Source organism: Streptomyces showdoensis, from assembly GCF_039535475.1.
Classification (GTDB): domain Bacteria; phylum Actinomycetota; class Actinomycetes; order Streptomycetales; family Streptomycetaceae; genus Streptomyces; species Streptomyces showdoensis.
The window spans coordinates 267,118-281,603 of record NZ_BAAAXG010000028.1; the positions used below are offsets into that span (position 1 = coordinate 267,118).

The 14,486-nt window shown below is 72.4% G+C and carries 14 protein-coding genes; 3 read left to right on the forward strand and 11 right to left on the reverse strand.

The genetic code is table 11. The features are described 5' to 3' along the window. Positions 1-49: 49 nt before the first annotated feature. Together ABD981_RS35930 and ABD981_RS35935 are read right to left on the reverse strand one after the other, a co-directional pair. A complete protein-coding gene (locus ABD981_RS35930) occupies positions 50-1,369 on the reverse strand; it encodes a class I SAM-dependent RNA methyltransferase (protein WP_046911471.1) in 1,320 nt (439 codons plus the stop codon). Between the two features lie 60 nt (positions 1,370-1,429). After that, the gene (locus ABD981_RS35935) at positions 1,430-3,484 is read right to left on the reverse strand and encodes an APC family permease (protein WP_046911472.1); all 2,055 of its coding nucleotides are present in this window, start codon (positions 3,482-3,484) and stop codon (positions 1,430-1,432) included. A gap of 369 nt (positions 3,485-3,853) precedes the next feature. On the opposite strand from ABD981_RS35935, the gene ABD981_RS35940 reads away from it, so the two are divergent. Further along, entirely contained in the window at positions 3,854-4,522 is a 669-nt protein-coding gene (locus tag ABD981_RS35940) for a potassium channel family protein (RefSeq protein WP_046911473.1), read from the forward strand. Next, the gene (locus tag ABD981_RS35945; protein WP_046911474.1) at positions 4,522-5,199 is read left to right on the forward strand and encodes a potassium channel family protein; all 678 of its coding nucleotides are present in this window, start codon (positions 4,522-4,524) and stop codon (positions 5,197-5,199) included. The genes ABD981_RS35940 and ABD981_RS35945 overlap by 1 nt, the downstream gene beginning before the upstream one ends. Positions 5,200-5,331: 132 nt before the next feature. Here ABD981_RS35945 and ABD981_RS35950 read toward each other — a convergent pair whose 3' ends face one another. From ABD981_RS35950 to ABD981_RS35985, 8 genes are all read right to left on the reverse strand, one after another. Continuing rightward, positions 5,332-6,084, reverse strand: coding sequence for a DUF3159 domain-containing protein (locus tag ABD981_RS35950; protein ID WP_046911475.1), 753 nt, complete (start codon positions 6,082-6,084; stop codon positions 5,332-5,334). A gap of 3 nt (positions 6,085-6,087) precedes the next feature. Beyond that, a complete protein-coding gene (locus ABD981_RS35955; RefSeq protein ID WP_123955128.1) occupies positions 6,088-6,486 on the reverse strand; it encodes an OB-fold nucleic acid binding domain-containing protein in 399 nt (132 codons plus the stop codon). 34 nt (positions 6,487-6,520) lie between these two features. Then, positions 6,521-7,207: a response regulator gene (locus ABD981_RS35960; RefSeq protein ID WP_046911477.1), complete on the reverse strand. Its 687-nt coding sequence runs from the start codon at positions 7,205-7,207 to the stop codon at positions 6,521-6,523. Positions 7,208-7,371: 164 nt separating this feature from the next. Beyond that, positions 7,372-9,924, reverse strand: coding sequence for a sensor histidine kinase (locus tag ABD981_RS35965; RefSeq protein ID WP_046911478.1), 2,553 nt, complete (start codon positions 9,922-9,924; stop codon positions 7,372-7,374). Positions 9,925-10,061: 137 nt separating this feature from the next. Further along, positions 10,062-10,730 carry an ABC transporter ATP-binding protein gene (locus ABD981_RS35970; protein ID WP_240495455.1) on the reverse strand — a complete coding sequence of 223 codons (669 nt, stop codon included), beginning with the start codon at positions 10,728-10,730 and terminating at the stop codon, positions 10,062-10,064. 288 nt (positions 10,731-11,018) lie between these two features. Further along, the gene (locus ABD981_RS35975; RefSeq protein WP_046911480.1) at positions 11,019-11,777 is read right to left on the reverse strand and encodes a DUF3710 domain-containing protein; all 759 of its coding nucleotides are present in this window, start codon (positions 11,775-11,777) and stop codon (positions 11,019-11,021) included. 1 nt (position 11,778) lies between these two features. After that, on the reverse strand, positions 11,779-12,291 hold the full coding sequence (gene dut / locus ABD981_RS35980; protein ID WP_017237679.1) for a dUTP diphosphatase: 513 nt from the start codon (positions 12,289-12,291) through the stop codon (positions 11,779-11,781). Beyond that, the gene (locus ABD981_RS35985; RefSeq protein WP_046911481.1) at positions 12,291-12,875 is read right to left on the reverse strand and encodes a PaaI family thioesterase; all 585 of its coding nucleotides are present in this window, start codon (positions 12,873-12,875) and stop codon (positions 12,291-12,293) included. The genes dut and ABD981_RS35985 overlap by 1 nt, the downstream gene beginning before the upstream one ends. 58 nt (positions 12,876-12,933) lie before the next feature. Here ABD981_RS35985 and ABD981_RS35990 point away from each other — a divergent pair, with 58 nt between their 5' ends. Further along, positions 12,934-13,470: a DUF3093 domain-containing protein gene (locus ABD981_RS35990; RefSeq protein WP_046911482.1), complete on the forward strand. Its 537-nt coding sequence runs from the start codon at positions 12,934-12,936 to the stop codon at positions 13,468-13,470. On the opposite strand, the gene ABD981_RS35995 is transcribed toward ABD981_RS35990, so the two are convergent. Then, positions 13,467-14,480 (reverse strand): hypothetical protein, encoded by a 1,014-nt coding sequence (locus ABD981_RS35995; protein WP_123955129.1) that lies wholly within the window; start codon positions 14,478-14,480, stop codon positions 13,467-13,469. The genes ABD981_RS35990 and ABD981_RS35995 overlap by 4 nt on opposite strands. Positions 14,481-14,486 lie beyond the last annotated feature (6 nt).

The following is a 14,486-nucleotide window of genomic DNA, read 5'->3' on the forward strand; positions in this document are numbered from 1 at the left end:
CGCCCACACCACAAATACCGCGCACCCGCAAAACCGCAGGTCAGAGCCCCTACTTCACCGGCTCCAGAATCGCCACGCACTCCACATGGTGCGTCATCGGGAACAGGTCGAACGCCCGCAGCGTCCGTACCCGGTAGCCGCCCTCGCGGAAGTAGCCCAGGTCCCGGGCCAGGGCCGCCGGGTCGCAGGCGACGTAGGCGATGCGGCGGGCGCCGAGGCCGGAGAGGTGGCGGACGGTCTGCTTGCCGGCGCCGGCTCGGGGCGGGTCGAGGACGATGAGGTCGACCTCGGTGATGCCGGTGCGCGGGAGGACCGACTCGACCTTGCCCTGCTCGATGCGGACGCGCGGGTAGTCGGCCAGGTTGTGGCGGGCGTCCTCCACCGCGCGCTTGCCCGACTCGATGCCGAGGACGGCGCCCTGGTCGCCGACGCGGTCGGCGAGGGCGCCCGCGAAGAGGCCGACGCCGCAGTAGAGGTCGAGGGCGGTCTCGCCCTTGCGGGGCGTCAGGCCCTGCATGACGGCGAGCATCAGGGTCTGGGCGGCCTTCGGGTGGACCTGCCAGAAGCCGCCGCTGCCGACGCGGTAGGTGCGCTCGTCGGCGCGCTCGCGGACGAAGGCGCGGCCGTGGACGCGGTGGACGCCGCCGTCCTTCTCGTCGACGCGCATGACCGAGACGGGCTTGTCGAGCTCCACCAGCGGGAGGCGGGCGCCGGGGCGGGGGGTGAGGATGACCTGGCGGTCGTGCGAGCCCGAGGCGGCGATGGCCTCGACCGAGGCCATGCCCTCCCAGGTGCGCTTCTCGACGCCGAGCTCCGAGACGCCCGCGGCGGCGATCATGCAGTGGTCGACCACCTCGACCTCGTGCGAGCGGTGCTTGCGCAGGCCCGCGTGGCCCTCGGCGTCGATCGCGTACTGGACGCGGGTGCGCCACTGCGGGACCTCGCCGGCGGGGAGCTTGTCGCCCTCGGCGGGGACGACCGTGCCGTCCCAGCCGGCCTCCTCGGGCGTGAGGCCCGCGAGCCGCTGCAGCTGCTCGGCGATGACCTCGCCCTTGAGCCGGCGCTGGGCGCCCGGCTTGGCGTGCTGCCAGTCGCAGCCGCCGCACTTGCCGGGGCCGGCGAAGGGGCAGGGGGCCTCGATGCGGTCCTTGGACGGGTCCAGGATCTCGACCGCGTCGGCGCGCAGGAAGCGGGAGGTCTCCTCGCCCTCGGTCACCCGGGCGCGGACGCGCTCGCCGGGCAGGGCGTGCCGGACGAAGAGGACGCGGCCGCCCTCCGTGCGGGCGATGCAGTGGCCTCCGTGGGCGACCGGGCCGACCTCGACCTCGTACTCTTCCCCGACCAGCGAAGCAACGGGCACGTTCTGCATGACGGGGGGACTCCAAGAGGAAGAGGTGTGGGCTGCCGTTCGGGACGGCAGCCCACCAGTCTAGTTGCTCTTTTCGGCCGGTACCTTCGCGCCGCCCTTCTCGACCGGTCCGCGTCGGACCGATCCGGGGGCGTTCCAGTCCTGGCGCTTGCGGGCCCGCTTCTTGGCGGCCTCGGAGGACTGCAGCTGGTACGGGACGGAGGTGACCATCACGCCCGGCGTGAAGAGCAGCCGGCCCTTGAGGCGCAGGGCGCTCTGGTTGTGCAGCAGGTGCTCGTACCAGTGGCCGACCACGTACTCGGGGATGTAGACCGAGACGGCGTCGCGCGGGCTCTCCTTGCGGAGGTTCTTCACGTACTCGATGACCGGCCGGGTGATCTCGCGGTACGGCGAGTCGAGGATCTTCAGCGGCACGTTGATGCCGCGCCGCTCCCACTCCTCCTTGAGCGCCTTGGTCTCGGCCGGGTCGACGCTGACGGTGAGCGCCTCCAGCTCGTTGGCGTGCAGCAGCTTGGCGTAGGCGAGGGCGCGCAGCGTGGGCTTGTGCAGCTTGGAGACGAGGACGACGGAACGGACCCGGGAGGGGCGGACGTACTCGTCGGGGCGTTCCTCGGCGGCGGCGATCTCGGCGGCCACGGAGTCGTAGTGCCGGCGGATCGCGGTCATCGTCGCGTAGAAGATCACCATGCCGAGCAGCGCGACCCAGGCGCCGTGGGTGAACTTGGTGGCGAGGACGACGACGAGGACCAGACCGGTGAAGAAGGCGCCGAAGGCGTTGATCGCGCGGGAGCGGATCATGTGGCGGCGCTTGGCGGGGTCCTTCTCGGTGCGCAGGTGCCGGTTCCAGTGCCGGACCATGCCGATCTGGCTGAGCGTGAAGGAGACGAAGACGCCGACGATGTAGAGCTGGATCAGCCGGGTCGAGTCGGCCCCGTAGACCACCACGAGGAGCGCGGCCGCGCCGGCCAGCAGCACGATGCCGTTGGAGAAGGCGAGGCGGTCGCCGCGGGTGTGCAGCTGGCGGGGCAGGTAGCGGTCCTGGGCGAGGATCGAGCCGAGGAGCGGGAAGCCGTTGTACGCCGTGTTGGCGGCCAGGAAGAGCACGAGGGCGGTCGCCGCGGCGAGCAGGATGAAGAAGAACGTCCCGTCGCCGAAGACGGCGGCGGCGACCTGCGAGATGACCGGGTCCTGGACGTAGCCCGGGCCGACCGGCACTCCGTTGACCAGCAGGTCCTCGGCGGGCTTCTCGGCCATCCGGACGTCGGTGGCCATGGCCAGGAAGATGATGCCGCAGAACATGGTGACGGCGAGGCCGCCCATGAGCGCCAGCGTGCTGGCCGCGTTCTTCGACTTGGGCTTGCGGAAGGCGGGCACGCCGTTGGAGATCGCCTCGACGCCGGTCAGCGCCGCACAGCCGGAGGAGAAGGCCCGCAGCAGCAGGAAGACCAGGGCGAAGCCCGCGAGCCCCTGGTGCTCGGCCTTGATCTCGAAGCCGGCGGTGGGGGCGGACATGGTCTCGTCGAGGACGAGGCCGCGCCAGGCACCCCAGACGATCATGGCGAAGACGCCGAAGACGAAGACGTACGTCGGGATGGCGAAGAGGCCGCCGGACTCCTTCACGCCGCGCAGGTTCATCAGCGTGAGCAGCACGATCACCGCGATGGCGGAGAGGACCTTGTGCTCGACGACGAACGGCACGGCGGAGCCGAGGTTCTCGATGCCGGAGGAGATCGACACGGCGACGGTGAGGACGTAGTCGACGAGCAGCGCGCTCGCGACGGTGAGTCCGGCCTTGGGCCCGAGGTTGGTGGTCGCGACCTCGTAGTCGCCACCGCCGCTCGGGTAGGCGTGCACGTTCTGCCGGTACGAGGCGACGACCGTGAACATCAGGACCACGACGGCCAGCGCGATCCACGGGCTGAAGTGGTAGGCCGACAGGCCCGCGACGGAGAGGACGAGGAGGACCTCGCCCGGGGCGTACGCCACCGAGGACAGCGGGTCGGAGGCGAAGACGGGGAGGGCGATGCGCTTCGGGAGGAGGGTCTCGCCGAGCTTGTCGCTGCGCAGGGCCCGCCCGATCAGGATCCGTTTGGGCACGTCGGTCAGTTTGGACACGCAGAGGATCGTAAGCGTTCGAAAAGAGCCATGCCGACCAGCACCCCCGATCCGCACCGAATCTCCCTGGATACCACCTGGGGGGAGACCTGGGCAGACACCGTTTCCGGTGGTGACACGCCCCTGACGGGGTCTTGACGCGTTCCTAACGAGGGCTGCGTGAGGTCCCGGTCTTCGTTGCCGCATAAGCTCGGACCGGACAGCACGCGTGTGCAGGTCCGCCACGGCCCGGGCCCATCGGGCCGGGCAGCCGGCCGCCCTCCGGGGGCGGCATGCGTGGCCGAATACGTGGCCGGTGCGGCCAGGAAAGTTGTGAGAAGCGTGTTTTCGCAGGTCAGCAAGGCGATCAGGAGTGCGGGGTAAGGGGACGTGCACATCGTCATCATGGGCTGCGGGCGCGTGGGAGCCGCTCTCGCGCAGACCCTGGAGCAGCAGGGCCACACGGTCGCCGTGGTGGACCAGGACCCGACGGCCTTCCGCCGTCTGGGCTCGGGCTTCGGCGGCCGTCGCGTCACGGGCGTGGGCTTCGACCAGGACACGCTCCGCGAGGCGGGGATCGAGGAAGCCGGCGCCTTCGCCGCGGTGAGCAGCGGCGACAACTCGAACATCATCGCGGCGCGGGTCGCGCGCGAGATGTTCGGCATCGAGAACGTCGCCGCCCGGATCTACGACCCGCGGCGCGCCGAGGTCTACCAGCGCCTGGGCATCCCGACCGTCGCCACGGTCCGCTGGACCGCCGACCAGATGCTGCGGCGGCTGCTGCCGTCCGGCGCCGAGCCGCTGTGGCGTGACCCGAGCGGCGGAGTGCAGCTCGCCGAGGTGCACACCTCCCCCGCGTGGATCGGCCACAAGGTCAGCCGGCTCCAGGAGGAGACCGGGGTGCGCGTGGCCTTCCTCACCCGACTGGGCGAAGCGATTCTTCCGACCTCTCAGACGGTGCTGCAGGAGGGCGACCTCGTGCACGTCATGATGCGGACGGACGAGATCGACAAGGTCGAGGCGGCCTTCGCCGAGGGTCCCGAGGAGGGCGGTCACTGATGCGTGTCGCTATTGCCGGCGCGGGCGCCGTGGGCCGTTCCATCGCGGGCGAGCTCCTGGAGAACGGGCACGAGGTCCTCCTCATCGACAAGGCGCCGACCGCCATCTCGGTGGAGCGGGTGCCGCAGGCCGAGTGGCTGCTGGCCGACGCCTGCGAGATCACCTCGCTCGACGAGGCGGCCCTGCAGCGCTGCAACGTGGTCATCGCGGCGACCGGCGACGACAAGGTGAACCTGGTCGTCTCGCTGCTCGCGAAGACCGAGTACGGCGTGCCCCGCGTGGTCGCCCGGGTCAACAACCCGAAGAACGAGTGGCTGTTCAACGAGGCATGGGGCGTGGACGTCGCCGTCTCGACGCCGCGTCTGATGTCGGCCCTGGTCGAGGAGGCGGTGAGCGTCGGCGACCTGGTCCGGCTGCTGCGCTTCAGCCACGGCGACGCCAACCTGGTCGAGCTGACGCTGCCGCCGGAGTCCGCGATGGCGGGCACCGCGGTGGGCGACGTGGCCTGGCCGCAGGACACCTCGCTGGTCACCATCATCCGCGGCTCCCGGGTCCTCACCCCGAGCCCGGAGGAGACCCTGGAGGCGGGCGACGAGCTGCTGTTCGTGGCCACCCAGGCGCGCGAGGAGCAGCTGGAGGACCTGCTGTCGGTCCGCCGGGGGCCGAACGAGTCCTGACGGTCCTGACGGTCCTGACGGTCCTGACGGATGGACGGACGGCTGCAGGGCCGTCGTGACGTACGCGAAGGGGCCCGGAACCTGTGACAGGTTCCGGGCCCCTTCGCGTACGAAGCGCTCATCGGCTCCGCGCTACGCCTCGGGGTGCCCCTGAGCCGCGGCCTTGCGGGCCTTCTCGGCCTTCTCGGCCTGCTCCTCGGCCTCCATCTCGGCGAAGACGTCGATCGGCGGCGGCGCCTTCGCGAGGAACACCCAGGTGAGGTACACCGCGAGCAGGAACGGCGGGATCTTCAGGGCGACCAGGACCCAGCCGAGCTGCGTGGTGTCGGCCCACCAGTAGAGCGGGAAGAGGATCGCGCACTTCGCGAGCAGGATCAGGCCCCAGGCCCAGCTGGCCTTGGTGTACGCCTTCTTGCGGCCCGGGTTGCGGGTGCGCCAGGAGAGGTTCTCCTTGAAGACCGGGCCCAGGATGAGGCCGATCAGCGGGACCCCGGCCAGCGCCGTGACGATGTACGCGAGGGCGAGGCCCAGCGTGTACAGCATGCCCGGCAGGTAGAAGTCCTTGGCGTTGCCGGTCATCATCGCGAAGACCACGCCGAAGGCGACGCCGAAGACGCCGCTGAAGGCGTGCTTGACGGTGTCCCGGCGGACCAGCCGGACGGCGACGAGGACGAGCGACACCGCGAGGGCGGCGATCGCCGAGGAGCGCAGGTCCTTGTTGATCGTGTAGATCGTGACGAAGAGCAGGCCCGGCAGGACCGTCTCCACCATGCCGCGCACCCCGCCGAACGCCTCGAAGAGGGCGGCCTCGGTCACCGCCTTGTCGGTCCGGGCGTCCTGGTCCGGGGTGGGCTTCTCGGTGGTCGGCTTGTCGACTGACGTCACCGGCTACTCCTGTCCGAGCGGTCGGAGCTCGTATTTGGGGTTGAAGAGGACCCGCCGGCCGTGGCTCATGGAGATCCGGCCGGAGGCGATCATCTTGCGGCCCGGCTCGATGCCCACGATGGAACGGCGGCCCAGCCACACGACGTCCAGCGGCGCCGTGCCGTCGAACAGCTCGGCCTCCAGCGCGGGCACACCGGCCCGGGGACGCAGGGTGACCGTCCGCAACGTACCAGTCACCTTGACTATCTGTCGGTCGGAGCAGTCGCTGATACGCGTGCACCCCGACGCGGCCGAGTCCTCCTGGAGCTCGACCGACTCCAGCTCCTCCTGCGAGGTGGAGAGGCGGTCGAGCATCCGGCGGAACCGTCCGGCCGGCTTCTCTGTACGCGGTGCAGCACTCATACAGAAAGCGTACCGGCCCCCGCCGACACCGAACTCAGTGTTCGAAGCGGTAACCCATGCCCGGTTCGGTGACGAAGTGCCGCGGGTGCGAAGGGTCGTGCTCCAGCTTGCGCCGCAGCTGTGCCATGTAGACCCGCAGATAGTTCGTCTCGGTGCCGTACGAGGGTCCCCAGACCTCCTGGAGCAGCTGCTTCTGGCTGACCAGCCGGCCGCTGTTGCGGACCAGGACCTCCAGGAGGTGCCACTCGGTGGGGGTGAGCCGCACGTCCTTGCCGTCGCGGTGGACCTTCTTGGCGGCCAGGTCGACCGTGAAGCCCTCCGTCTCGACGACCACGACGCCGTCCTCGCCGCCGCCGACCGGCTCGGCCCTGCGGACCGCGGCGCGCAGCCGGGCGAGCAGCTCGTCCATGCCGAAGGGCTTGGTGACGTAGTCGTCCGCGCCCGCGTCGAGCGCCTCGACCTTCTCGTCGGAGGTCTGCCGGGCGGAGAGCACCAGGATCGGCACCCGGGTCCAGCCGCGCAGGCCCTTGATGACCTCGACGCCGTCCATGTCGGGGAGCCCGAGGTCGAGGACGACGACGTCGGGGTGGCGCTCGGCGGCGAGCCGGAGGGCGGTGGCCCCGTCGGGGGCCGCGTCGACCTCGTACTTGCGCGCCTTGAGGTTGATCACCAGGGCGCGGACGATCTGGGGCTCGTCGTCGACCACCAGGACCCGGGTCATGAAGAGGTGCCTTCCTTGTCGTTGGTACGGAGAGGTACGGAGAGGGTGCGGGGAGGGAGTACGGGGAGGGGACGGGGTGACGGGGGTGCGGTCCCGGGGCGGGGGCACGGGACACGGGACACGGTCACGGGCGGGGATCACGGGGGCGGGGCGCCGGCCCCGGGTCACGACATGATGTGCGCCGGCATCGCGGGGGCGGGGGTGTCCGGCGGCGGGGGTCCCTCGGTCTTGAGGGTGAGGACCATGGTCAGTCCGCCGCCCGGGGTGTCCTCGGCGGTGATGGTGCCGCCCATGGCCTCGACGAAGCCGCGGGCGACCGCGAGGCCGAGGCCCACGCCGGCGCCGCGCGGGGCGTCGCCGAAGCGCTGGAAGGGCTCGAATATGCCGTCCTTGGCCTCGTCGGGGACACCGGGGCCGCGGTCCGTCACGCGCAGTTCCAGGCGCTCGCCGAGGACGCTGGCGCCGACGGCGACCGGGATGCCGTCGGGGCTGTACTTGACGGCGTTCTCGACGATGTTGGCGACCGCCCGCTCCAGGAGGCCCCGGTCGACCGCGACCATGGGGAGGGTCTCGGGGATGTCGAGCTCGACGCTGCCGTCGGGGACGCCGCCGAGGGCCATCGGCACCACCTCGTCGAGGTCGGTGGAGCGGATGAGCGGGGTGACCGTGCCGGTCTGGAGCCGGGACATGTCGAGGAGGTTGCCGACCAGGTGGTCGAGGCGGTCGGCGCCGTCCTCGATGCCCTCCAGGAGCAGGGCCTGGTCCTCCTCGGACCACTCCACGTCGTCCGAGCGCAGCGAGGTCACCGAGGCCTTGATGCCGGCCAGCGGGGTCCGCAGGTCGTGGCTGACCGCGGCCAGCAGGGAGGTGCGGATCTTGTTGCCCTCGGCCAGCTTGCGGGCCTCCTCGGCCTGGTCGACGAGCCGCTGCCGGTCGAGGACGACGGCGGCCTGGGCGGCGAAGGCGCCGAGCACCCGGCGGTCCTCCGCGGGCAGCACCCGTCCGGTCAGGGCCAGCGCCAGGTGGTCGCCGACCGGCATGTCGACGTCGGCGTCCTCCGGCCGGGCCACCGGCCGGGCGCCGACCTTCGCCGCGCAGGTCCACGGTTCGAGGTCGCCGGTCCGTTCGAGCAGGGCGACGGAGTCCATGGAGAAGGTCTCGCGGACCCGTTCCAGCAGCGCCTCCAGACTCGTCTCGCCGCGCAGGACGCTGCCGGCGAGGTACGAGAGGACCTCGGACTCCGCCCGCAGCCGGGCCGCCTGGTGGGTGCGGCGGGCGGCCAGGTCCACCACGGAGGCCACCGCCACGCCGACGCCGAAGAAGACGGCGATGGCCACGATGTTCTTGGGGTCGGCGACGGTCAGCCGGTGCAGCGGCGGGGTGAAGAACCAGTTGAGCAGCAGGGACCCGAAGGCCGCCGAGGCGAGCGCCGGGAGCAGGCCGCCGAGCAGGGCGGCCGCGACCGTCAGGGCCAGGAAGAGGAGCATGTCGTTGGCGAGCCCCAGGTTCGCGTCGACATGGGTGAGCAGCAGTGTGAGGAGCGCCGGTCCGCCGACCCCGACGACCCAGCCCCAGACGAGCCGGGCGCGGCCGAGCCGGGCCCCGCGGGCGACGGGCAGGCCGCGGCCCTTGGCGGCCCCCTCGTGGGTGACGATGTGGACGTCCAGGTCGGGGCCGGAGTCCCGGGCGACGGTCTGGCCGACCCCGGGGCCGCCGAGGACGTACTGCCAGGAGCGGCGGCGGCTGGAGCCGAGGACGATCTGCGTGGCGTTGACGCCCCGCGCGAAGGACAGCAGCGACGAGGGGATGTCGTCGCCTATGACGTGGTGGAACGTGCCGCCCAGGTCCTCCACGAGGGTGCGCTGGACGGCGAGCTCCTTCGGCGAGGCGGAGGTCAGGCCGTCGCTGCGGGAGATGTACACGGCGAGGACCTCGCCGCCCGCGCCCTTCTCCGCCAGCCGCGCGGCCCGCCGGATCAGGGTGCGCCCCTCCGGCCCGCCGGTCAGGCCGACGACGATCCGCTCGCGGGCCTGCCAGGTGGACTGGATGTTGTGTTCGCCGCGGTACTGGCGCAGGTACTCGTCGACGCGGTCGGCGGTCCACAGCAGGGCCAGCTCGCGCAGCGCCGTCAGGTTGCCCGGCCGGAAGTAGTTCGAGAGGGCCGCGTCGACCTTGTCCGGCTTGTAGACGTTGCCGTGCGCCATCCGCCGCCGCAACGCCTGCGGCGACATGTCCACCAGCTCTATCTGGTCCGCCCGCCGCACCACCTCGTCCGGCACCGTCTCCCGCTGCCGCACCCCCGTGATCGACTCGACCACGTCCCCCAGCGACTCCAGGTGCTGGATGTTCACCGTCGACACCACGTCGACGCCCGCCGCCAGCAGCTCCTCCACGTCCTGCCACCGCTTGGGATTGCGGGAGCCGGGCACGTTGGTGTGGGCGAGCTCGTCGACGAGGGCGACCGCCGGCCTGCGCGCCAGCACCGCGTCGATGTCCATCTCCGGGAACGTGGCGCCCCGGTACTCGATCTCCCGGCGCGGCACCTGCTCCAGACCGTGCAGCATCACCTCCGTACGCGGCCGGTCATGGTGCTCCACGAACGCGACCACACAGTCCGTACCGCGCTCGACCCGCCGGTGCCCCTCCGAGAGCATCGCGTACGTCTTGCCGACGCCCGGCGCCGCGCCCAGGTAGATCCGTAGCTTGCCGCGTCCCATGGCTCGACCTTACGTCCAGCCAAACGGACATTCCGCACGACCGTGGGAGGTCAGGGCCGTATTGACGTGATCCTGACGCCCCCACCGCGGCCGACGGAGCACCGGCCGGGCCGGGCCGGCGCCCCCGTCCCGCACGGTCAGTGCTCGATGATCTCGCCGTCGCGGAGCTCCAGGACCCGGTCGGCCAGGCCGAGCAGCTGGGAGTCGTGGGTGGCGACCAGTGCCGTGCAGCCCTCGCTGCGCACCACGGCCCGCAGCAGCTCCATGACCGCGAGGCCGGTCTCGGCGTCGAGCTGTCCGGTCGGCTCGTCGGCGATCAGCAGGGCCGGCCGGTTGGCCAGGGCGCGGGCGATGGCGACGCGCTGCTGCTGGCCGCCGGAGAGCTCGCCGGGGCGCTGGGCCGCGTGGTCGCCGAGCCCCACCAGGGCGAGCAGCAGGGCGACCCGCTCCTCGCGCTCCTTGGGGTCGGCCTTGCGCAGCCGCAGCGGCACGCCGACGTTCTCCGCGGCGGTGAGGATCGGTATGAGTCCGAAGGACTGGAAGATGAATCCGATCCGGTCGCGGCGCAGCTCCAGGAGCCCCTCCTCGCCGAGCCCGGCGAGATCGGTGCCGTCGATGACGATGCGCCCCTCGTCGGCGGAGTCGAGGCCGCCGACGAGGTTGAGCAGGGTGGTCTTGCCGGAGCCGGAGCGGCCCTTGAGGGCGACCAGCTCGCCGCGCGGGATGTCGAAGGAGACCCCGCGCAGGGCGTGGACGGCCGCGGCGCCGGTCCCGTACGACCGCTTCAGGTTCTCGATCCGGACCATCGGCGTCCCGGCCGGGTCCTCGATCACGGCCGTGCCGGTCCGCGCGTTGCTCTCACTCACCGTGGTGCCCCCCTCGATCGAACGTGTGCGCCGTCAGTATGGTCCGAGCACGGGGGCGGGGGCCAGGCCTGTGGACAAGCCGGGCCGCCGGGGCCCGGCCCGGCGGATCGCCTGTGGAAAAGCGGGCGGGCCGTGCCTTCCCCGTCCCCGGCGTCAGCGGGGAGGGGGAAGGCACGGCCCGTCCTCTGCCTTCCTGGCGGGGCCTGCCCGGTGGGCGCGCCCCGTGTGTCAGCGGATCTCGGAGATCTCCGGACCGCGCTGCAGCTGGCCCATGCCGCCGGAGAACCGGGAGCCGGCCTGGTCGTCCTGCTGCACGCCGTCCGGCACCATCTGCGCGTCGTTCGGCAGCTTGAGGACGATCGGGTCGCGAGGGGCCATCGGGCCCTCGCCGCGGACGACCACGGTGTCCCGGACGATCTGCTCCAGCAGACCGGCGGCCTCGGGCTGCACCGCGCCCTGGCCGGAGATCACACCGCGCAGGAACCAGCGCGGTCCGTCGACCCCCACGAAGCGCACGAGCTGCACGCCGCGGTTGCCGTCCGGGAGCTGCACGGGGACCTGGGCACGGAGCTCCCAGCCCAGCGGGCCCTCGACCTCCTCGATGGCACCGCCCTGCTGGGTGATGCCGCCCGCGATCTCGTCGCGGACCTCGCCCCAGATGCCTTCCTTCTTGGGAGCGGCGAACGCCTGGAGCTGCACGGCGCTGTCCCGCAGGACCACGGTGGCCGCGACGATCGCGTCGCCCGCGACCTCCACGCGCAGCTCCATGCCCTCGACTCCGGGCACGAAGATGCCGCCCAGGTCGACCCGGCCCTCTTCGGGCGTGCTGACCTCGGAGATGTCCCAGGGACCGTCGGGCCGGGGCGCCGGCGGAAGGTTCACCCGGCGCGGCGCGGCCGCGTCCTCGCCGTCCACCGCGTCGACGACCTGCTCGGCCTCGCCCGCTGCGTCCTCAGCGGCACCGCTCTTCTTGCGACGTCCGAACACGTCACTGTCCTTCCCGGTCGGATACGACCGAAGCGTATCGATTCCCACCCGTGGTGCCGTCCACGGCGGCATGACCGCCGGTGGACCCGAAGCCCCCCTCGGCCCGCGCCGAGCCGGGAAGCTCCGCCACCTCGTGGAAGCGCACCTTCTCGACCTGCTGGACGACCAGTTGGGCAATCCGGTCGAATCGCTCGAACCGCACGCTCTCGCGCGGGTCGAGATTGACCACGATCACTTTGATCTCTCCACGGTACCCGGCATCGACCGTCCCCGGGGCATTCACCAGCGCGACGCCGCAGCGTGCGGCGAGGCCGGAGCGGGGGTGGACGAAGGCGGCGTAGCCGTCCGGCAGTGCGATGGAGACGCCGGTGGGCAGCACGGCCCGCTCGCCCGGGGCGAGCACGGCGGCCTCGGTGGTCACCAGATCGGCTCCGGCGTCGCCGGGGTGCCCGTAGGCCGGGATCGGCACCTCGGGGTCCACGCGGCGGATGAGTACGTCGACGGGATTGCGCATCAGGGGTTCACCTCGAAGGCGCGGGCGCGCCGGACCTGGTCGGGGTCGGACATGGCGGCCTGGATCTCCTCCGGCCGGCCGTTGTCGATGAAGTGGTCGACCTTCACCTCGATGAAGAGGGCGTCGGCACGGACGGCGACGGGGCCCTCGGGCCCGCCGATCCGGCCGACGGCGGTCGAGTAGATCTTGCGGCCGCGCACCGCGGTGACCTCGGCCTCCAGGTGGAGCACGGTGCCGACCGGGACGGGACGTGCGAAGTCGGTCTCCAGGCGGCCGGTGACGGCGATGACCCGCAGCAGCCAGTTCAGGGAGCCGAGGGTCTCGTCGAGCGCGGTGGCGAGCACGCCGCCGTGCGCGAGACCGGGGGCGCCCTGGTGGTCGGGGGTCACGGTGAACTCGGCGGTGACGGTCACGCCCTCGCCCGCCCGCGCCTCCAGGTGCAGCCCGTGGGGCTGTCCGCCGCCGCAGCCGAAGCAGTGCGCGTAGTGCGCGCCGAGCAGCTCGCCGGGGGCGGGCGCGTCCGGGTGGCGTACCGGCGGTATGGCGTCGGCCGGCGGGGTGAGGGCCGCAGATGTTCCAGTCACAGGCGCAGACCTTACCCGCGCGGCCGGGCGCCGGTCGCGCCGTGCCAAGCTGGGAGGCATGCAGCCTTCCGCACACCCTTCCGCGCCGAGCTTCGACGAACGTCTCACCGCGCCCCGTTCCTGGTGGGTCATCGTGGCCCTGCTGGGCCTCTCCGGCGGTCTGATCACGTTCCCCCTGGGTACGGTCGCGACGCTCGGAGGCCTGATCGCGGCGGGCGCGCTCGCCGCGGCGGCGGTGTCCTCGTACGGTTCGGCCCGGATCCGGGTGGTGGCCGGCTCGCTGGTCGCGGGGGACGCGCGCATCCCGGTGTCGGCCCTGGGGGCGCCCGAGGTCCTGGACGCCGAGGAGGCGCGCGCCTGGCGCACGCACAAGGCGGATCCGCGTGCCTTCATGCTGATGCGGAGCTACGTGCCGACGGCGGTGCGGATCGAGGTCACCGACCCGGCGGACCCGACGCCGTACGTCTACCTGTCCAGCCGGGACCCCGAGGGACTCGTGGCGGCCCTGGAGGCCGCCCGCGGCCACGAGCGGCACGCCGGGGCGGCCGGTGAGGCGCAGGAGCCCCAGGGGGCCGGGGAGCCCCGCGGGGCCTAGAAGTCGAGCTCCTTGGGGTTCTCCGGCTGCTCCAGCGGGGGCAGGGCCGGGAGGGCGTCCCAGGGGATCTGGCGGCCGCGCAGGTCCTTGCGGACGTGCGCGGCGAGCTTTCTGGTGTCGCGCCGGTTCATGACCGCGCCGACGGCCGCGCCCACCATGAACGGGGTGAGGTTCGGCAGGTTGCGCACCAGGCGCTTGGTGATCTGCTGGCGCAGTTCGCGCTTGAGCTGGCCGCCGAGGGCGGCGTTGACGGTGGTGGGCTTGGTGGGGTCGATGCCCCGCTCCTCGGCCCAGGAGGTCAGGTAGGCGGTCGAGCGCTGGGTGAGCGTGCCGGGCGGGCGCAGGCCGTAGACCTCGTGCAGCTCGGCGATGAGCTTCAGCTCGATGGCGGCCACGCCGGTGATCTCCGCGGCGAGCTCGGCGGGCATCGCGGGCGGCACCGGCAGCATGGCCGCGGCGCCGATGCCGGCGCCGACGGTGGCGCTGGCGCTGGACGCGCCGGCGACCAGCTTGTCGGCGATCTCCTCGGGACCGAGCCCGGGGAAGTGCCGCCGCAGGGTCGCCAGGTCCCGTACGGGGACCCGGGGCGCCAGCTCGATGACCCGGTCGGCGAGATAGCCGACGCCTGCCTTGGCGCCCTGACCGCCGCGCTTCACACCGCGCCGTACGGCTTCGATGCGGGCGCTGTCCGGTTTCAGGCGTTCCAGGTGCAGGCGTTCCAGGTGCAGGCGTGCCGGATCGGCGACGCGCCGCAGGGCGCCCCGCTGGGTCCCGCCGTCCTGCTCGCGCGGGACGGGCGGCCGGTCGCCCTGCTGCGGCGCGTCCGCTGCTTCGAGCGAGGCCGTGGGGCCTCGCCCGTCGTCACGTGCGCCAGAAGTGGGCAGGGGGGCGGAGTGCGCGGCCGAGGGGCCCTGCTGGGCGTCCTCCACCGGGCCTGAGCCGCCCCGATGCGCCCCCGGCATCCCAGGGAGCCGGAGTCGCCGTTTCCGAGACGGTGTGTCGCCTGCCACGGTCGA